Raw genomic sequence first — 17,738 nt, forward strand, 5'->3', positions numbered from 1 at the left:
CTGCATGCGAAAGGGGGAGGCCATGGCTTCAATTTACGAACGGCACGTCGATTTTCCGACCTTTATGGAGGGCGTGAAAAAGCGCAATGCAGGGCAGACTGAATTCATCCAGGCGGTGCAGGAAGTCGCGCAGGACATCTTCGATTTCATCGAAGACAAGGAAGAATATCACGAAGCCCAGATCCTGCGGCGAATAGCCGAGCCGGATCGTGTCGTTTCATTCCGCGTGTGCTGGGAAGACGACAACCACAACGTCCGCGTCCAGCGCGGATGGCGGGTCCAGAACAACAATGCGATTGGCCCCTACAAGGGCGGCATCCGCTTCCACCCGAGCGTGAATGAAAGCGTGCTCAAGTTCCTCGCCTTCGAACAGACCTTCAAGAATTCGCTGACCGGCTTGCCGATGGGCGGCGGCAAGGGCGGTTCGAACTTCAATCCGAAGGGCAAGAGCGACAGCGAAGTGATGCGTTTTTGCCAGAGCTTCATGACGGAACTCTATCGTCACATCGGCCCCGATACCGACGTGCCGGCGGGCGATATTGGCGTGGGCGGGCGCGAAATCGGCTATATGTTCGGCCAGTACAAGCGCATCACTAATCGCTGGGAAGGCGTGCTGACCGGCAAGGGCATCGAATATGGCGGTTCGCAGATGCGGCCCGAAGCCACCGGTTATGGTGCAGTCTACTTCCTCCAGAACATGCTCGAGCACAAAGGCGATAGTGTGGACGGCAAAACCGCAGTCATTTCCGGGTCCGGGAATGTCGCGACCCATGCTGCGGAGAAGATCACCCAGCTTGGCGGCAAGGTGCTGACGCTGTCTGACAGTGGCGGATTCATCCACGATCCCGATGGCATCGACCAGGAGAAGATCGACTGGATCAAGCATCTCAAGAATGTGAAGCGGGGCCGGATAAGCGAATATTGCGATCACTATACCGGCTCGACTTTCCACGAAGGCAAACGGCCCTGGTCGGTCGACTGCGACCTCGCGCTGCCCTGCGCAACGCAGAACGAGCTGAATGAAGACGAAGCCAAAGAACTGGTTTCGAACGGTGTGAAGGCCGTTTCCGAAGGCGCGAACATGCCGACCACGCTCGAAGGCGTGCATGTCTTTCACGATGCCAAGGTGATGTATGCGCCGGGCAAAGCGGCAAACGCCGGTGGTGTGGCGGTTTCAGGCCTGGAGATGAGCCAGAACGCAGAACGCATCAGCTGGAACCACGAGCGCCTGGGCGACATGCTGACCGAACTGATGCAAGGCATCCACGAAAAATGCGTGGAATATGGCGACCAGGGCGATGGCCACGTCGACTATGTGAAAGGCGCGAACATTGCCGGCTTCAAGAAAGTCGCTGATGCCATGCTGGCCTTCGGCGTCGTCTGAGCTGTCATAGAACTGGGCTGGGCGAGCCGGTTGTCGGCCAAGGATTTTGACAAGCTGCAAAGCTGGTGTAGAACCCTTGGCAAATACCGGCTCGCCTCCCATATGGACGGCGTCGCTGGTTGTGCGTGCTTACACGGTTGACGCAGCAAGCGAATCGCCGTAAGCGCGCCCCTCATTCGACAGTTTCGAAAGAGTCCGGCAGGCGGCAGCCATTGATGCATGCCATCCGGGCTTTTTGCCGTAGGGCACGAAAGTGTCGATGAATTGAGCGATGAGATAGGGAAGGGCGTAGCGCCTTGGTCCCTGTGGAGCATGGAGAAGTAAGTGGCTCGTATTGCCGGGGTAAACCTCCCCACCAACAAACGCGTTATTATTGCGCTGACATATATTCACGGTATCGGCCGGACCAAGGCTGTCGAGATCGCCGACAAGGTCGGAATTGATCACGCCACTCGTGTGCAGGACCTGTCCGACACTGAAGTCGTTCAGATCCGCGAGGCGATTGACACCGATCACATGGTCGAGGGCGATCTTCGTCGCGAAACATCGATGAACATCAAGCGGCTGATGGACCTCAGGTCCTATCGCGGTTTGCGTCACCGTAACGGCCTGCCCGTTCGCGGCCAGCGCACTCACACCAACGCCCGCACCCGCAAGGGCAAGGCGAAGCCGATCGCCGGCAAGAAGAAGTAAGCGAACTCTCGCAGCTTCGCTTTCAACCACTTCTTAAGAACAGGATACCGACACCATGGCACGCGAACCCGGCCGAGTAAGGCGGCGCGACAAGAAGAACATCACGAGCGGCGTCGCGCACGTAAACGCCAGCTTCAACAACACCATGATCACCATCACGGATGCACAGGGCAATGCGATCAGCTGGTCCAGCGCCGGGATGATGGGCTTCAAGGGCAGTCGCAAATCGACTCCCTATGCCGCCCAGGTCGCAGCAGACGATGCTGGCAAGAAGGCCGCCGAACATGGCGTCCGGACGCTGGAAGTCGAAGTGAAGGGTCCCGGATCGGGCCGTGAGAGCGCTCTTCGCGCTTTGCAGGCTGTCGGGTTCACGATCACTTCGATCCGTGACGTTACGCCGATCCCGCACAACGGGGTCCGGCCTTCCAAGCGTCGCCGCGTCTGATCCGTACCTGCCTGGCGGCTTTCGGGCCGCCGACATTTTCACGGACCGGACGCGCTTTATCAGCGCTGCCGGTCCTGCCCATATCTGAACACGCTTCCAAGCGAATTAGGGGAAATCCATGTCCGTCAATACCAAGAACTGGCAGGAACTGAAGAAACCCAACACCCTCGAACTGAAGGAAGGTGCTGACAAAGCGCGTAAGACAACCTTCGTCGCTGAACCGCTGGAACGCGGCTACGGCTTGACGTTGGGCAACGCGCTGCGCCGGGTGCTGCTTTCTTCGCTGCAGGGTGCTGCGATCACCTCGATCAAGATCGAGAACGTACTGCACGAATTCTCGTCGCTCGCCGGCGTGCGCGAAGACGTGACCGACATCGTGCTCAACGTGAAGCAGATTGCTCTCAAGATGGAAGGTGAAGGGCCCAAGCGCCTGCAGCTTTCCGCGACCGGCCCGGCTGAAGTCAAAGCCGGCGACATCGCCGTTTCGGGCGACATCGAAGTGATGAACAAGGATCTTGTGATCTGTCACCTCGATGAAGGCGCGAACCTGAACATGGAACTGACCGCCGATGTCGGCAAAGGTTACGTGCCTGCCGTCCAGAACCGTCCGGTCGATGCGCCGATCGGCCTGATCCCGGTGGATTCGCTGTACTCGCCGATCCAGCAGGTCAGCTACAAGGTCGACAACGCCCGCGTTGGTCAGGAACTGGATTACGACAAATTGTCGCTGACAGTCGAAACCGACGGCACTGTCTCGCCGGAAGACGCTGTCGCCTACGCGGCCCGCATTTTGCAGGACCAGCTGACCTTGTTCGTCCACTTCGAAGACGGCATCCCGCAGCCACAAGCCGCTATGATCGGTCAGGCCGCGCAGCCACAGGAAGACGACGCCAACCAGCTCAACCGTTACCTTCTCAAGAAGGTCGACGAGCTGGAACTGTCGGTCCGCTCGGCCAACTGCCTCAAGAACGACAACATCATCTACATCGGTGATCTCGTCCAGAAGACCGAAGCCGAGATGCTGCGTACGCCGAACTTCGGCCGCAAGTCGCTCAACGAGATCAAGGAAGTGCTTTCCAGCATGGGTCTGCGTCTCGGCATGGACATCCCCGGATGGCCACCTGAGAACATCGAAGAAATGGCCAAGAAGCTCGAGCAAGAGCTGCTCGGCTAACCAATTGGCTACAGGTTGAGGCGGCGCACCTCCCAGTTACGGGAAAGCGTCGCCAGCTACGGGCTACCTCACACGGGCCCTTAACGAACGAAGGAAATGAACTATGCGTCACGGAATTTCACAGCGTAAGCTGAGCCGCAAGTCGGGCCACCGCAAGGCCCTGTTCCGCAACATGTCTGCCTCGCTGATCAAGCACGAGCAGATCATGACGACGGTCGCGAAGGCCAAGGAACTGCGCCCCTATGTCGAGAAGCTGATCACGCTGGCCAAGCGTGGCGGCCTGTCGAACCGCCGCCTTGCCATGTCGAAGCTGCAGGACGAAACCCAGCTCAAGAAGCTGTTCGATGTTCTGGCTGATCGTTACGCGGATCGTGAAGGCGGCTACACCCGCATTATCAAGGCCGGCTATCGCGGTAGCGATGCAGCACCGATGGCGATTATCGAGTTCGTCGATCGCGATGTAGATGCCAAAGGCCAGGATAGCGGCCCGGTTGCTGAAGAAGTAGAATTCGAAGACGCATAAGCGCCTCACCGAGAGACACGGGAAGGGCCGCAGGGGAAACCTTGCGGCCCTTTTTGCTTGACTGCAGCATGGTTTAACGTAATTTCTGTTTTGACAGAAATAAAAGTCTGTCACCCAAATCCAAGCCGCCGAGGGGAAAGGAGCGGATCATGGGTGAGAACGCCAGAAAAGCCTGTGCGGAGGTTTTCGAGCGGCCGCAGGGCAAGGCCTCGAAGCCGGTGGATCTCCGGTTCCGTTCCTTGGTTGGCCGCGCAGCCTGGTCGAATTTGCCCAAGGCGGTGCAGCTTCGCTTCTCCAGCCGCATCGGCCCCATGGAAAGCGCTGTCTATCGCGGCAAGGTCCTTGTTACCCGCCATTCGCGCCTTGGGTGGCTCCTCGCACGACTTCTGCGTCCGGTCGGCGCTCCTTTGCCGCTTGAAAGCGGCGGCGCGCGGTCCGCGCTGGTCAGTGTCAGTGAACATGCACCAAGCGGCGGGCAATGCTGGACGCGGGTCTATGCCCGTGACAGCGGATTTCCCCAAACCATCAACAGCGCGAAGCAGTTCTCCGGGCCGACCGGGCTGGAGGAATATCTCGGCTGCGGCATCGGCATGGCGCTGACGGTAGAGGCCGACGAACAGGGTCTGGTGTTTCGCAGCGATCACTATTTCCTGCGCATCGGCAAACGGCGGCTGCGTATACCCCACTGGATGGGTCCGGGGAGCACGACCGTGACCCATCGCGATCTGGGTGACAGCCGATTCGCCTTTGACCTCAGGCTCGACCATCCGCTGTTCGGCGCGCTGGTCGTGCAACAGGCGGAATTTCGCGATGAATAATCCGTTTCGCGTCCTGATCATCGGCGGGAGCGGGGTTTTCGGCAGCCGTCTGGCACGGCTTGCGAGCAAGGAGCCGGGCGTTGCACTTACACTGGCGGGCCGGACCAGATTGAAACTCGATGCGGTCGCCGACGACCTTGTCCCGCGACCGGCGGTTTTGCCTCTCGACCGCAATTCAATCGAACCAAAGCACCTCGAGCCGTTCGACCTTGTGATCGATGCGGCGGGACCGTTTCAGGCCAGCGCAGCGCAAGTCATCGTTGCTGCCCTTGGTTCGGGGACAGCCTATGTCGATTTGGCCGATGGGCGGCAGTTCATTCGCGATTTTCCGGCCTTTGACGATGCCGCGAGGCGCTGCGGAGTTCCGCTCATCACCGGCGCCAGCTCGATCCCTGCATTGAGCCATGCTGTGCTCGACCGATCGACGGCAGGCTGGCGCGCGATCGACGATATTCACATCGGCATCTACCCCGGCAACCGCGCGCCGCGCGGACTATCGGTGGTCGAGGCGATCCTGTCTTACGTCGGCCAGCCGGTTCGGGTGTTCCGGGCAGGCGAATGGCAGCGGGTACCGGGATGGGGAATGACCCACCGCGAGACCATACCCGGCGTCGGTAAGCGCTGGTCCAGCGTGTGCGATACGCCAGAGCAGGATCTGCTGGTCGAGCGGTACAGACCGCGCCGCTCGGCAGAGTTTTTCGCCGGGCTCGAGCTTGGCATCCTCCACTGCGGTCTGGCATTGTGTTCACAACCTGTCCGTTGGGGCTGGCTGCAGAGCCTGCGTCCCTTCAGCAAAGCAATGCTCGGGCTATCGCAGCTGTTCCTGCCGTTCGGCTCCGACCGCGGTGCAATGACGGTTGTCGCTCGCGGTGAGGACGGGACCGGACGTCCAATCGAATCGCGCTGGACGCTGGTGGCCGATGCGAATCGCGGCCCCTATGTCCCGACACTGGCCGCACTGGCGATGATCCGCCTGTTCCGCGATGGCCGGGGGCCGTCAGCTGGCGCGCATGTTTGCGCGGGCATTCTGGGCCTGCAGGACTTCGAAGCCGACATGGCCAAGCTGGGCATCACACATTCGCTGGTGGAGGTGCATGGGTGCGCGAACAAGGGCTTGTCTTCCATGGTAGAGCCTGCCTAACCTGCGCGCATGATTTTCCGCATTGCCTCAGCCACTGCGCTGCTTCTCGCCCCTGTTCCTGCCTTCGCGCAAAGCCAGCAGGACGAACTCGACGCGCGCTACGACCGTGCCCTCGCGGCAGGCTACAAGGCGCTGTTCCTGTGCGGCGCCATCGCCAATGCAGAGCGAAACGGGGTGAACCGGCCGGTCACCAGTGTGACCGCGTGGGAGCTGACCGGTGTATATCCGGCGATCGATCCGATTGTCCGGACGCTCGACCATCGCATTGTGCGGGCGGAGAATGGCCCGATCAGTCATGTCGAAGTCGACTGGGCCGAAGACATGCCGCCGCGCTTCGCCAAGGCATCCTACAAGGATGGCTGCCGGCTTGCGCCGATCGGGCTGGCGCCGGGGCCTGCGGAAACCGATTTGCCGCCGAACGCGGGCATACCAGAAAACTTCCCGCGACTGCCTGATGGCGCTCCGGCCTTCCCGCCCAAGATTTCGTTGGCCACGCATCGGCGCATTTTCGCTGGACCGGTCGAACAGGCGTTTGACGGAACCTATGGCGAAGGCGCGCGAACAACCGCAGTCGTGATCCGTCATGAAGACGGCGGTTTCTCGCGGTATGCCGGGTGCTGCATGGAAAATGCGAAGGAATATGTGGACCGGCTCCAGGGCTTCAGCAAGCAAACGCCGCAGCGCACCTGGTCTGTCGCCAAAAGTATCGCGGCGACCCTGGTCGGTGTTGCCGTTCACAAAGGGCAGGTCGCTGTGAGCGATCCGGCGGTGCGTGATGCGTGGTCTGACGATGCGCGCAAGCAAATCACTATCGATCAGCTGCTGCGGATGGCGTCAGGGCGATACAGCGACACGCCGGGAAACCGAACCGATCCCCTGTATGCGGGCGGTTCGACGATTGAAGAAACCGCGACGGACTGGCCGCTATTGTACCCGCCGGGGACCACCTATCGTTATGCAAACAACGATACGCTGATGGCGATCAAGGCGATTTCAGACCGGCACGAGGACTTCGATCCGGAGGCTTTTTTCCAGCAGATCGGGATGAAAGGCACAGTCGCGGAAACCGACTGGTCGGGCGACTATATTCTCTCCAGCCAGGTCTGGGCCACGGCGGAGGATCTCGCCAATCTCGGCCAGCTCTATCTGAATGACGGGGTGTGGGAAGGCGAGCGTATCCTGCCCGAAGGCTGGACTGAGTATGTCTCCAGCCCATCGGGACCGCAGCCGGACGGTGCGTTCGGCTATGGTGCGGGCTTCTGGCTGTTCAACAAGAGCGATGGCATCCCGCCCGATACTTTTGCTGCCATGGGCAATCGCGGGCAATATCTTGTCATTGTGCCGAGCCGCGATGTCGTGATTGTCAGGCGCGGAGAAGACCCGGTCGGCAGCCGGTTCGATATCGTCAGTTTCACGCGGGATGTGTTGGCTGCCCTTGCTGGAGATACCGCTGAAGAGTAGCGGGATCGGCGCTCTAACTTTCATATTTACTCGAATAATCAACCATTTGAGGTCGTTCACAAAAAGCGGCACTTTTATGAACGTTCGCTGTCGCAGCAATTCAGCCTGACCTCATGGATACTCCGGTAGAACACACTTGAAATCGGGGCACATTGCTTCGGTCGCAAGCAAGGAATGATCCATGAAGACCATCCAAAAAGCTCTTGTCGGAACCGTCGCCGCAGGTGCGATGGCTCTGGCTTCTGCAACCCCCGCCGTGGCACGTGATCGTGACGGTATCGACGCCGGTGATGTGATTGCCGGTGCGGTGATCCTCGGCGGTATCGCTGCAATCCTGTCTTCGAGCAACAAGCGCGACCGTTACCGCGGTGACTATCGTTACAACGACCGGTCCTACAACCGTGGCTATGGCAATCCGCGCGTTGCGGTCGAACGCTGTGTCGCAGCTGTCGAGAGAGACGCCCGCCGCGCTGGCTACCGTTATGCCAATGTGACCGAAATCCGTGATGTCGATCGTGAGCGTCGCGGGTTTGAAGTCGAAGGCCGGATCGTCGTCGAAGGCAACCGTGGCTACGGCCGCTACAACTCGCGCTACGATCGGTATGATCGGTATGACAGGCGCGGTCGATATGACCGCAGCTACGACCGCGATAGTGGCAAGTTCAAATGCGACTTCGAACGCGGTCGGGTGGTCGACATCGACTACAGCGGCATTCGCGGACTGCGTTAATTGTCGCTGACGCACCACAAGGCGTCGCAACAGGGGCGAAGCGGTTCAGGCCATCGAAAGCCTGGGCCGCTTAGCCTTTTTCAATGAGGGCGCGTTTGGCGCCTCGCTCCAACGGGGGTCCGGTTATGATCCGTACGAAAACACTTTCTTCCGCCGCAGCATTGGCGGCGGCGCTTTCCATGGCGGCCAGCCCGGTGCTGGCGGCAGATATTCCAGCTCCAACGATCAACGCGCCTGCCTCTACGGCCAATGTGGCGCAATGGGATGGTGATGCAACCAATGTCGAGCGGCATCGACGCTGGCGGCACCGCAATCGGGTGGATGCCGGTGACGTGATCGCGGGTGTCCTTATACTTGGCGGGATCGCTGCAATCGCCAGCGCAGCGTCGAACAGCGACGACCGTCGTTCGCGACCGCAAACCGACCGTCGCGGCGACTACCGTGACCGCGACAGCCGCGCCCGTACCGACTATCGCCGAAGCAACAGCGGCGAAGGTCTCGACCGTGCAGTGGACATGTGTCTGGCGGAAATCGAACGTGACGTGCGGGTTGACGAAGTCAGCAATGTCGCGCGTGATCGCGATGGCTGGGTCGTCTCGGGCCGGATCTACAATGGCGACGGGTTCAATTGCCGGATCGACAATCAGGGGCAGATTTCCGAAGTGACCTATTCCGGCCAGCAGGCAACTTACAGCGGAAATGCAGACGATAATCAGTGGTCGGATGAAGACTACGCGCAGGCTCGCCTGCGGACCGGCGGTGTTCCGTACCAGGGCAGCGAGAATGTGGATTACCCGCAAGCCGATGCGCGCGATGATCGTCCGGATTACGACGACAATGCCCGTCCTGCCTATCCCGGAGGGCCGGTTGACGGCGATCTCGCGGAAGACGGGTACGGCGGTTAAGCTGCGCTAACCCTCGTCGATCTTGAGGCCTTTGCGGCCTTCGCGATAAGACGGCAATGACAGGTTGAAGCGAATGGCCGCGCTGCGCAGGATCAAGCCTGCCAGGGTCGCTATGCTCCAGACTGCCCAATTGGGCAGCAGCAGGGTTGCGCCTATGACACAGAGGGCCGCGGAACAGGCCGCCGCTGTCACATAAAGTTCCGGGCGCATGATGATCGACGGACGACCGGCTACGACATCGCGAATGATCCCTCCGACGGTTCCGGTGATGATCCCCATCAGGATGGCCGGCACTGGCGGCACACCGTAGCTCATCGCCTTCGCGCTGCCGAGCACCGCGTAGGCCGTCAGTCCGAGGCCATCGGCATAATCCAGCAAACGGCCCTCCCACCAGCGCGTTGGCGTGAACCAGGCAACCAGGGCAGTTCCCAGGCAGACGGCGGCGATCCACGGGTCGCTGATCCAGAAAACCGGTGCGGCGATCAGCAGGTCGCGCACTGTTCCCCCGCCAACGCCGGTCACCAGAGCGAAGAACCCCATGGTCACGAAGGTCTGCCGCTCCTTCGCAGCAAGCAAGGCGCCGGATAGCGCAAATATCGCCACTCCGAGAATGTCCAGCAAGTCGAGAACCGGTGTGAGAATGATCGTTGGGTCGGCAATGGCCGGGGTCATGCGGCTTGGCCTCCGTCGTTTTCCGGTTTCAGGATTGCGAGCGCCAGCGATAGTCCCAGAATCGGTGCGGCACCATAACCAATCAGAGGTACCGGGAACGGTCCGATCAGCGACGCGCAGACGAAGCCAAACATGCACGCGGCGAGCGCGCGCTTCTGCATGGTTGGCGCATTGCCAATGCGCAGAATCAGAATGATGCAGCCGGCGAGGGCGAAAGCCAACAGAGCGGCAATTACCGGCTGGCTTGACGCTGCATCCGCAAGGACTCCCTCGACGAAAGGCACCGGCTCCATCGTGTCACGGATGGCGAGGATACTGCCAATGCACAGCAGGAGGAGCCCTGCGGCGATCGCAACCAGATTGGTCCCGCCAAGCACAAGAATCACGAACGCGAGGGCCATAGCAATCGAAGGATCGCTCTGGAACAGACCGGCGATGAATATCAGCGCTAGCGGAGCGACAAACCAGCTGCGCCGCGCGCGGGAAAGCAAGACAGACAGGGCAGGCACACACAGCAGGCCAGTGGTAAGAATGACTGGTCCCGCGCCAATCCAGCGCTGTTCCCCGCCAACCTCCGGGCCGAGCAAGAGCGGGAGATACAGAAGGACCACCAGCACAACGCCCAATGGCTTGGGGGGTATGTCAAACCGCGAACCGGCAGCGATCAACAGGGCACCAACCAGCAGTGCCACGCACTGAATAGCGATCCGGTCATGCGGAAACCCGGCAATTGCCATCCACGCAGCACCTGCCAGCGACGGCACGGTCAGCGCGGCCATCCGGGCGATCATGTTTTTACGCGAGCCTTTCGGCGACGGAACATGAGGATGCAACCCAGCAACGCTCCGATTACGCCAAGCGCAGCAAACAGGATCAGGATCGGATGCGAGGTGTCTTCGCGTTCCTGCAAATCCATGATGTGCAGCCCCCACATGAAGTCGAACCCGCGCCACCATTTCGTCCGAACCGTTTCGATTTCTCCGGTGTCGCGCCCGATGTAGACATGCGTCCCGTCTTCCAGCGCGACCTGCCACACGGGCATTTCCCGGCGGAAATCAAACGGCACTTCTGACGGATCGAAGTAGGTCACGCTGGCGACCTTGTCGCCGCCCACGATTTCGTTTTCGGCGAGGGTCCGCGCGGCTGCTGCATCAAGTGGCGCGATCGCTTCTCCGCTTGCAAGGTCGTATCGGCGCACCGAACCGTCCATCATCGTCACCCGGCTGATCGCCTGGCCGCGCTGCATATACGCGCGCATTTCCTTTACCGGACCAGTGGACGGAGAAGCACCGCCCGGCAGGACCAGAGCCTGCTCCTTGGCTTCTGTACGCAAATGGTTGCCGCGCACTTCTTCGATCGGCTTGGCGACCATGAACAGGCCGGTCACCAGCCACATCAGGATCGGCACGCCGACCAGCCAGCTGAGCCAGATATGCCATTTGGCGAAGCGCTGCATGAATTGCTTTTTGGCCATGCGCGCGCGCCTAGCCGTGCGCGAGAAGCTGTGCAATGCCGCGCGCGGCGGCGATGCAGTCGAGATCGTGCCAGTGCCGCCCGATGACCTGCATCCCGCACGGTAGATGGCCAGTGGCTCCGATCGGCAGGACAGTGGATGGCAAATTCGGGAAAGTGGCTATTCCGGCCCAGGCCAGGCCATCGCCGGCATTGCGCGAGGTTCCGTTGATAGTGATTTCGCCGCGGAATACGGACCCGTCGCGATGTTCGACTGCAAGAACCGGGGCAGGCGGCGCGAGCACGAAATCATATTCCGCGAAAAGAGCATCCCATGCGAGCTCGTTCTGCGTCTGCTGATCGAGCAGATTGAACCAGTCCGTCGCCGTGGCCCGCTCACCATCGGGCCCGGGCATTCCGCGCGCCATCGCGACATTGAGCATGCGCAGATATGATTGGTGTTGCGCTGCGAGGTCGGGCAGCAGGTCGCTGCTCCGGTCGATGGACAAGCCCCCCTTTTCCAGAATACCAAGTGCCGACTCTATCGGGCCGAGCACGGCTGAATCGACCGGGCATGTCGGCTGATCCAGCACGGCAAGGAATTTCAGTTCCCTGAGCGGTTTTGCGCTTTCAGCCATCGGAAGTTTGGCAGTCAGTCGCAGCAGTATCTCGATATCGTCGGCGTTGCGCGCAATCGGTCCGGCAATCGAGAGCACCCCATCATGCGCGTCTTTGCCAGCCATGGCCGGATGATCGTGGCCATGCTTGGAAACCAGTCCCCAGCTCGTCTTGTGGCCCCACACGCCGCAGAAATGGGCCGGGACACGCACTGAACCGCCGATGTCGGTGCCGTAATCGCACGGGACAAAACCGGCGCTGACGGCTGCGGCGGCCCCGCCTGACGATCCGCCGGGGCTGCGGGTGTGATCGTGCGGATTGACCGTGCGGCCGTAAACCGGGTTGCTCGATTGCCAATCGGCCAGATCAGGCGGGACATTGGTCTTGCCGATCAGGATTGCGCCGCCGGTCTTGAGCTGCCGTACCACTCTGGCGTCGCGTTTCGCGATATTGCCGCTAAATTTTTCATGCCCCCAGCAGGTCGGCAGTCCGTCAATGTCGAAGCTTTCCTTGATCGTCATCGGCACACCGAAGAGCGGCTGGTGTGGCATGATGTCGAGCCCTTCCATCGCCTTGGCTGTATCGCGCGCACGTTCGAAGTCGCGCACGACGACCGCGTTGATCGCGCCATCGCCCGCTTCGATGCGCCCGATTGCGGCATCGACCGCTTCGAGTGGGGAGAGCGTGCCCTCACGGATGAGTGCCGCGAGTTCGAGCGCACCGGGTTCGCCCGTCAGCTTCGGATAATCCATCAACCTTCCCCCTTTGCGCAGAGCCTATAGCGCGCGGGGCCTGGGCGCAATCGAATGCGCTATTCGCGCGTGGCGGCGATCTCTGCGCCGTTCTGGAACAGGGTCAGACCGGTTATCGCCCCGTCTGCGCCGCGATCGAAACGAACCTTCGCGTCGACCACTTTGAGGAAGAACACATCCTCGCTTTCGGCAAACAGCGGGAAGGCGGGCTGGCCGGTGGCCTGAGCGACGAGCCCGTCGTCGTCTTGCGTGATGGTGATCTTGAATTGCGGGGTCACAGCGTAAGTTGCGAGGTATTCGCCCAGCGTATCGGTATCCACGTCAACCGCGACCCGCTCGCTCGTCAGCCGCACTTCGCCGCCGCGCGCCAGTTCCATCAGTGCGGCGCCCAGCTTGTTGGCCGCGCCGCCGTTGAGATTGGCCAGCACGGCCACGGTGACCTTGCGGTCCGGGTCATAGCCGAGCCACGCGTTGAACCCTTCAATCCCGCCTCCATGGTAGATCGTTGTCCCGGCCTCTTCCTTGTCGATGACCACGCCGAGCGCGTATTTGTCATCGCCGACGGAATCCAGTTCGGTCGCGGTCAGGAAGGTTTGCAGGCTCGCTGGCGAAAGGATCTGCCCGCCATACAGTCCCTGCTGCCATTTCAGCAGATCACCGGTCGTAGAGTAAAATGCGCCAGCGCCGCGCGGGATGCCCATATTGACGAAATCGGCATTCGCTACGCCACTGGCAGCGGGTGAATAGCCCGATGCCCGCTTCGGCAGAATGTCGGCTGTCTTGTCGATCCCGGTGTTCGACATGCCCAACGGGTTGAGAATGCGCGACCGGACAAAATCCTCATAGGGCTCGCCGCTCGCTTTCTCGACGATCGCTGTGGCCAGGAGATAGCCTGAATTGGAATAGGACCACTTGGTGCCCGGCTCGAAATCCAGCGGTTCAGCGGCGAAACGCTCGATCATCTCTTCCCGGGTTTTGGGCAGGTATTTTACCGTTGCGAAATCGTCGAACGATGTGACGTTGGGAATGCCGGATGTGTGCTGCAGCAAATTGCGCACGGTGATCGCATTCCAGCTTTTCGGGCTTTCCGGCCAATAGGTGCGAACCTGTTCGTCGAGATCGACCTTGCCTTCCTCGACCAGCAACATGATGGCCGCAGCGGTGAACTGCTTGGTGACTGATCCGATGCGGAACTTTGTGTCGGTGGTGTTGTCGATATCCCATTCGAGATTGGCATCACCAACAGCCTTGTTGAACAGGATTTTCCCGTCCTGCGCAACCAGCGCGGCACCCATGAAACTTCCGTTGCTGCTCTCTTCGTTCACCACTTCGTCCATCCGCTCGGTGTCCTGAGCGTGAACTGTCGCACTGCTCAGCAACAGAGCAATCGGTGAAATGGTCAGAACAAAGCGGTAATCGCGCAGCATCGGCATGGCCTTTCAAGGTGAGTTATAGATATAATACACCGTGAAAGCCGAAGCTCAACCCCGCGCGCTCACTATGTCGCGAAAAGATTGTCCGGATTTGCCATCGCTTTGATTTCCACCGCGTTGCCGCTGGGATCACGGAAGAACATCGTCGCCTGTTCGCCCGGCTCTCCGGCAAATCGGATGGTCGGCTCGATAACGAAGTCGGTTCCGACGGCGGTCAATCGCGCTACCAGCGCCTTCCATTCTTTCATCGGCAACACGACGCCGAAATGCGGCACCGGGACCCCGTGGCCGTCGACGTGATTGCTCGCCGCATCGCTGCTGCGCGCGGGGGCGAGATGCGCGACAATCTGGTGGCCGTAGAAATCGAAGTCGATCCACTCGTCGCTGCTGCGCCCTTCCGCGCAGCCCATGACCCCGCCCCAGAATTCGCGCGCGGCGGCGAGGTCGTGGACGGGAAAGGCCAGGTGGAAAGGTGGCACTAGCGGCTGGCTCAGATATGGATCGGCTTGCCCTGTACGCCCATCGCCGCTTCCTTCATCGCTTCGGCGTGCGTCGGGTGAGCGTGGCAGGTGTAGGCGATGTCCTCGCTGGTCGCGCCAAACTCCATGGCGACACAGGCTTCGGCGATCATCGTGCCGGCGACGCTCGCGATGGCCCACACGCCAAGGACGCGGTCGCTTTCAGCTTCTGCGATGACCTTCACGAAACCTTCCGGCTCGTGGTTGGTCTTGGCGCGGCTGTTGGCCATCATCGGGAACTTGCCGACTTTGATCTTGGACTTGTCGCCGCCCATTTTCTCGATCGCCTGTTCGGTGGTCAGGCCGACACCGGCAATCTCAGGCCAAGTGTAGACCACGTTGGGGATGACATCGTGGTTCACGATGCCGGTCTCGCCCGCGATGTTTTCCGCGACTGCAATGCCTTCATCCTCGGCCTTGTGCGCCAGCATCGGGCCGCGAACGACATCACCGATGGCCCACACGCCCCCATTTTCATCGGCAACCTTGGTGCGGAAATCGTGGTCGGTTTCAACCTGCCCGCGCTGATTAATTTCGAGCCCGATGGCGTCGAGGCCGAGCCCGTCGGTGTTCGGTTTGCGGCCAATCGACACCAGCACGCAATCGGCTTCCATCGTCTCTGCATCGCCGCCTGCAGCAGGTTCGAACGTCAGAGTCGCCTTCTTGCCTTTGACAACGACGCCGGTGACCTTGGTCGACAGCTTGAATTCGATGCCCTGCTTCTTGAAGATCTTGCGCGACTCCTTGCGGATATCGCCGTCCATTCCGGGCAGGATCTCGTCGAGGAATTCGATGCAGGTGACTTCGGCACCCAGGCGCCGCCAGACCGAGCCGAGTTCCAGCCCGATCACGCCGCCGCCGATGACGACCATTTTCTTGGGCACTTTGGCCAGTTCGAGCGCGCCGGTGGAATCGACCACTACGCCCTTGGCATTGTCGACTTCGACACCGGGCAGGGGCGTAACGGAGGATCCTGTGGCAATCACAATGTCTTTCGCGGTAACGGTTTCGTCACCCACTTTGACCGTGTGCGCATCCTGGAAGCTGGCGTAACCCTTCTTCCAGTCGACCTTGTTCTTCTTGAACAGGAACTCGATGCCCTTGGTCAGCCCGTCGACCGCGTCGATCCGCTGGGCATGCATCTTGTCGAGATTGAGCTTCGGGGTCACATCCACGCCCATGTCGGCCATGGTGCCGTTGCTCGCCGCGTCGAAATATTCCGACGCATGCAACATCGCCTTGGACGGAATGCAGCCGACATTGAGGCAGGTGCCGCCGAGCGTTGCGCGACCTTCCGCGCAAGCCGTCTTCAGCCCCAGCTGCGCCGCGCGGATCGCTGCGACATAGCCGCCGGGTCCGGCACCGATGACAAGGACGTCGTAATCGTAAGAATGCTCAGCCACCGGTGCTCTCCGTGTTTGTTTCAGGCGTCGCGGCACCAGCTTCACTGGCACAGGCGCGCACGATCTCCTCGACGCGTGCCTGATCCACCTGAGTGAGCTCGTCTGCGCTCTTCTCCATGAATGTGTCGGCGGTGCATTCGCAGACCGGAGTGACCAGTTCGTTGGCGATATTGAGGCTTTCGCTCACTGACTGGCATTGTTCGACCACAGTTGTGCGGATCTGCTCGCCAAGCTGGTCTTTTGCCAAATCTGTCGCAGCATCGCATCCCACCAGTGCGAGGGCTGCTCCGACGGCAAGGAAAGGGGGCAATTTCATAACTCGTTCCTCAGACTGGTATCAAAGATCGATCAGCATCCGGGTCGGATCTTCGATCGCTTCCTTGATGATCTTGAGCGCGGTCACGGCCTCACGGCCGTCGATCAGGCGGTGGTCGTAGCTGAGCGCGATATACATCATCGGGCGGATGACGATTTCGCCGTCGACCACCACGGCGCGGTCTTCGATCCGGTGCAAACCGAGCACCGCGCTTTGCGGCGGGTTGATGATCGGGGTCGACATCAGCGATCCGAAGACGCCGCCGTTGGAGATCGTGAAAGTGCCGCCCTTCATGTCTTCCATCGTCAGCGTGCCGTCCTTGGCGCGCTTGCCGAAATCGGCGATGTCTTTCTCGATCCGGGCAAAGCCCTTGTCCTGCGCGTCGCGGATAACCGGAACCACGAGGCCGTTGGGCGCGCTGACCGCCACCGAGATATCGACATAGTCGTGGTAAACGATCTCCTGACTACCTTCCGGGCCTTCGATATAAGCGTTGACGCTGGGCACATCCTTCAGCGCCAGGCAGGCTGCCTTGGCGAAAAAGCCCATGAAGCCGAGCCGGATGTCGTGCTTCTTGGCGAACATGTCCTTGTACTTCGTCCGCGCTTCGATCACCGCCGACATGTCCACATCGTTGAACGTCGTCAGCAGCGCAGCATTTTCCTGTGCGCCCTTCAGCCGTTTGGCGATGGTTTGGCGCATCCGCGTCATCTTGACGCGTTCCTCGCGGCGCTCGCCGCCAGTAGCGGTTGCCGTTGCTGTTGCTAGTGCTGCAGGGGCGCTTTGCGACGGTGCCGGGCTTGCGGTCTTGGCTTTGGCCGCAGCAATCACGTCTTCCTTGGTCAGGCGGCCGTCCTTGCCGGTCCCTTTGATGGTCGAAGGATCGACACCGTGTTCAAGCACGGCGCGGCGAACAGCGGGGCTGAGTGTCTGTGAGTTGTCGTTGTTCTCGCTTGCGGCGGGTGCCGGAGCTGGCGAGGGGGCAGGAGAGGAACCGGAAGAAGCGTCTTCCTCCTGCGCTTTGCGGCCAGCCTCTTCGCCCTTCGCGGCGGGGGCGGCACCTTCCTCTACCAGAGCAAGAACGGCTCCGACTTCGACTGTGTCGCCGACTTCGGCTTTCAATTCCTGCAAGACGCCTGCAACCGGTGACGGCACTTCGACAGCGACCTTGTCGGTCTCGAGGCTGACGATCGGCTCGTCGACGGCAACCGCATCGCCGGGCTGCTTGAGCCATTCGCCGATAGTGCCTTCAGCTACTGATTCGCCGAGTGCTGGGACTGTAATTTCCGTGGCCATAATA

Annotated in this window: 19 protein-coding genes; 10 read left to right on the forward strand and 9 right to left on the reverse strand. The window is 60.8% G+C overall.

Going from position 1 to position 17,738, the window contains the following annotated elements; all coding sequences use genetic code 11:
* The first annotated feature begins 22 nt into the window (after positions 1-22).
* The 10 genes from gdhA (at position 23) to E0502_RS11005 (ending at position 9,274) form a co-directional block, all read left to right on the forward strand.
* The gene (gene gdhA, locus E0502_RS10960) at positions 23-1,384 is read left to right on the forward strand and encodes an NADP-specific glutamate dehydrogenase (protein WP_137678042.1); all 1,362 of its coding nucleotides are present in this window, start codon (positions 23-25) and stop codon (positions 1,382-1,384) included.
* A 324-nt stretch (positions 1,385-1,708) separates the two neighbouring features.
* Positions 1,709-2,077: a 30S ribosomal protein S13 gene (rpsM, locus tag E0502_RS10965; protein ID WP_137678043.1), complete on the forward strand. Its 369-nt coding sequence runs from the start codon at positions 1,709-1,711 to the stop codon at positions 2,075-2,077.
* 55 nt (positions 2,078-2,132) lie between these two features.
* Entirely contained in the window at positions 2,133-2,522 is a 390-nt protein-coding gene (rpsK, locus tag E0502_RS10970; RefSeq protein WP_137678044.1) for a 30S ribosomal protein S11, read from the forward strand.
* 118 nt (positions 2,523-2,640) lie between these two features.
* A complete protein-coding gene (locus tag E0502_RS10975; protein ID WP_137678045.1) occupies positions 2,641-3,696 on the forward strand; it encodes a DNA-directed RNA polymerase subunit alpha in 1,056 nt (351 codons plus the stop codon).
* Between the two features lie 103 nt (positions 3,697-3,799).
* Complete coding sequence (gene rplQ / locus E0502_RS10980) at positions 3,800-4,219, forward strand: 50S ribosomal protein L17 (RefSeq protein ID WP_137678046.1); 420 nt, start codon at positions 3,800-3,802, stop codon at positions 4,217-4,219.
* Between the two features lie 149 nt (positions 4,220-4,368).
* Complete coding sequence (locus E0502_RS10985) at positions 4,369-5,037, forward strand: DUF4166 domain-containing protein (RefSeq protein ID WP_137678047.1); 669 nt, start codon at positions 4,369-4,371, stop codon at positions 5,035-5,037.
* On the forward strand, positions 5,030-6,178 hold the full coding sequence (locus E0502_RS10990) for a saccharopine dehydrogenase family protein (RefSeq protein ID WP_137678048.1): 1,149 nt from the start codon (positions 5,030-5,032) through the stop codon (positions 6,176-6,178). Before E0502_RS10985 ends, E0502_RS10990 begins: the two co-directional genes overlap by 8 nt.
* A 9-nt stretch (positions 6,179-6,187) precedes the next feature.
* The gene (locus tag E0502_RS10995) at positions 6,188-7,639 is read left to right on the forward strand and encodes a serine hydrolase domain-containing protein (RefSeq protein WP_137678049.1); all 1,452 of its coding nucleotides are present in this window, start codon (positions 6,188-6,190) and stop codon (positions 7,637-7,639) included.
* Positions 7,640-7,820: 181 nt separating this feature from the next.
* A complete protein-coding gene (locus E0502_RS11000; protein WP_137678050.1) occupies positions 7,821-8,369 on the forward strand; it encodes a hypothetical protein in 549 nt (182 codons plus the stop codon).
* A gap of 125 nt (positions 8,370-8,494) precedes the next feature.
* Positions 8,495-9,274, forward strand: coding sequence for a hypothetical protein (locus tag E0502_RS11005; RefSeq protein WP_137678051.1), 780 nt, complete (start codon positions 8,495-8,497; stop codon positions 9,272-9,274).
* A gap of 6 nt (positions 9,275-9,280) precedes the next feature.
* On the opposite strand, the gene E0502_RS11010 is transcribed toward E0502_RS11005, so the two are convergent.
* The 9 genes from E0502_RS11010 to odhB all read right to left on the reverse strand — a co-directional run bounded on the left by E0502_RS11010 (position 9,281) and on the right by odhB (position 17,734).
* The gene (locus E0502_RS11010; protein ID WP_137678052.1) at positions 9,281-9,946 is read right to left on the reverse strand and encodes a trimeric intracellular cation channel family protein; all 666 of its coding nucleotides are present in this window, start codon (positions 9,944-9,946) and stop codon (positions 9,281-9,283) included.
* Positions 9,943-10,737, reverse strand: coding sequence for a hypothetical protein (locus E0502_RS11015; protein ID WP_137678053.1), 795 nt, complete (start codon positions 10,735-10,737; stop codon positions 9,943-9,945). Before E0502_RS11015 ends, E0502_RS11010 begins: the two co-directional genes overlap by 4 nt.
* Positions 10,734-11,420, reverse strand: coding sequence for a PepSY domain-containing protein (locus E0502_RS11020; protein WP_137678054.1), 687 nt, complete (start codon positions 11,418-11,420; stop codon positions 10,734-10,736). The genes E0502_RS11015 and E0502_RS11020 overlap by 4 nt, the downstream gene beginning before the upstream one ends.
* Positions 11,421-11,430: 10 nt before the next feature.
* Positions 11,431-12,768: an amidase family protein gene (locus E0502_RS11025; protein ID WP_137678055.1), complete on the reverse strand. Its 1,338-nt coding sequence runs from the start codon at positions 12,766-12,768 to the stop codon at positions 11,431-11,433.
* A gap of 59 nt (positions 12,769-12,827) precedes the next feature.
* Complete coding sequence (locus E0502_RS11030; protein WP_161593766.1) at positions 12,828-14,195, reverse strand: serine hydrolase; 1,368 nt, start codon at positions 14,193-14,195, stop codon at positions 12,828-12,830.
* 71 nt (positions 14,196-14,266) lie between these two features.
* The gene (locus tag E0502_RS11035; protein ID WP_137678057.1) at positions 14,267-14,680 is read right to left on the reverse strand and encodes a VOC family protein; all 414 of its coding nucleotides are present in this window, start codon (positions 14,678-14,680) and stop codon (positions 14,267-14,269) included.
* 11 nt (positions 14,681-14,691) lie between these two features.
* Positions 14,692-16,122, reverse strand: coding sequence for a dihydrolipoyl dehydrogenase (lpdA, locus tag E0502_RS11040; protein WP_137678058.1), 1,431 nt, complete (start codon positions 16,120-16,122; stop codon positions 14,692-14,694).
* Positions 16,115-16,438, reverse strand: coding sequence for a hypothetical protein (locus E0502_RS11045; RefSeq protein WP_137678059.1), 324 nt, complete (start codon positions 16,436-16,438; stop codon positions 16,115-16,117). Before E0502_RS11045 ends, lpdA begins: the two co-directional genes overlap by 8 nt.
* 21 nt (positions 16,439-16,459) lie before the next feature.
* Positions 16,460-17,734 carry a 2-oxoglutarate dehydrogenase complex dihydrolipoyllysine-residue succinyltransferase gene (gene odhB, locus E0502_RS11050; protein WP_137678060.1) on the reverse strand — a complete coding sequence of 425 codons (1,275 nt, stop codon included), beginning with the start codon at positions 17,732-17,734 and terminating at the stop codon, positions 16,460-16,462.
* Between the last annotated feature and the right edge of the window lie 4 nt (positions 17,735-17,738).

The organism is Parerythrobacter lutipelagi (assembly GCF_005434975.1).
Taxonomy (GTDB): domain Bacteria; phylum Pseudomonadota; class Alphaproteobacteria; order Sphingomonadales; family Sphingomonadaceae; genus Parerythrobacter_A; species Parerythrobacter_A lutipelagi.

What these genes read in the sequence shown, in the direction of transcription:
- E0502_RS11025 (WP_137678055.1), bottom strand. Translation starts at nt 12,768, where the DNA reads ATGGATTATCCGAAGCTGACGGGCGAACCCGGTGCGCTCGAACTCGCG.
- E0502_RS11000 (WP_137678050.1), top strand. Translation starts at nt 7,821, where the DNA reads ATGAAGACCATCCAAAAAGCTCTTGTCGGAACCGTCGCCGCAGGTGCG.
- E0502_RS11045 (WP_137678059.1), bottom strand. Translation starts at nt 16,438, where the DNA reads ATGAAATTGCCCCCTTTCCTTGCCGTCGGAGCAGCCCTCGCACTGGTG.
- E0502_RS11010 (WP_137678052.1), bottom strand. Translation starts at nt 9,946, where the DNA reads ATGACCCCGGCCATTGCCGACCCAACGATCATTCTCACACCGGTTCTC.
- E0502_RS11015 (WP_137678053.1), bottom strand. Translation starts at nt 10,737, where the DNA reads ATGATCGCCCGGATGGCCGCGCTGACCGTGCCGTCGCTGGCAGGTGCT.
- E0502_RS11020 (WP_137678054.1), bottom strand. Translation starts at nt 11,420, where the DNA reads ATGGCCAAAAAGCAATTCATGCAGCGCTTCGCCAAATGGCATATCTGG.
- E0502_RS10995 (WP_137678049.1), top strand. Translation starts at nt 6,188, where the DNA reads ATGATTTTCCGCATTGCCTCAGCCACTGCGCTGCTTCTCGCCCCTGTT.
- rpsK (WP_137678044.1), top strand. Translation starts at nt 2,133, where the DNA reads ATGGCACGCGAACCCGGCCGAGTAAGGCGGCGCGACAAGAAGAACATC.
- gdhA (WP_137678042.1), top strand. Translation starts at nt 23, where the DNA reads ATGGCTTCAATTTACGAACGGCACGTCGATTTTCCGACCTTTATGGAG.
- odhB (WP_137678060.1), bottom strand. Translation starts at nt 17,734, where the DNA reads ATGGCCACGGAAATTACAGTCCCAGCACTCGGCGAATCAGTAGCTGAA.
- E0502_RS11005 (WP_137678051.1), top strand. Translation starts at nt 8,495, where the DNA reads ATGATCCGTACGAAAACACTTTCTTCCGCCGCAGCATTGGCGGCGGCG.
- E0502_RS10990 (WP_137678048.1), top strand. Translation starts at nt 5,030, where the DNA reads ATGAATAATCCGTTTCGCGTCCTGATCATCGGCGGGAGCGGGGTTTTC.
- E0502_RS10975 (WP_137678045.1), top strand. Translation starts at nt 2,641, where the DNA reads ATGTCCGTCAATACCAAGAACTGGCAGGAACTGAAGAAACCCAACACC.
- rplQ (WP_137678046.1), top strand. Translation starts at nt 3,800, where the DNA reads ATGCGTCACGGAATTTCACAGCGTAAGCTGAGCCGCAAGTCGGGCCAC.
- E0502_RS10985 (WP_137678047.1), top strand. Translation starts at nt 4,369, where the DNA reads ATGGGTGAGAACGCCAGAAAAGCCTGTGCGGAGGTTTTCGAGCGGCCG.
- E0502_RS11030 (WP_161593766.1), bottom strand. Translation starts at nt 14,195, where the DNA reads ATGCTGCGCGATTACCGCTTTGTTCTGACCATTTCACCGATTGCTCTG.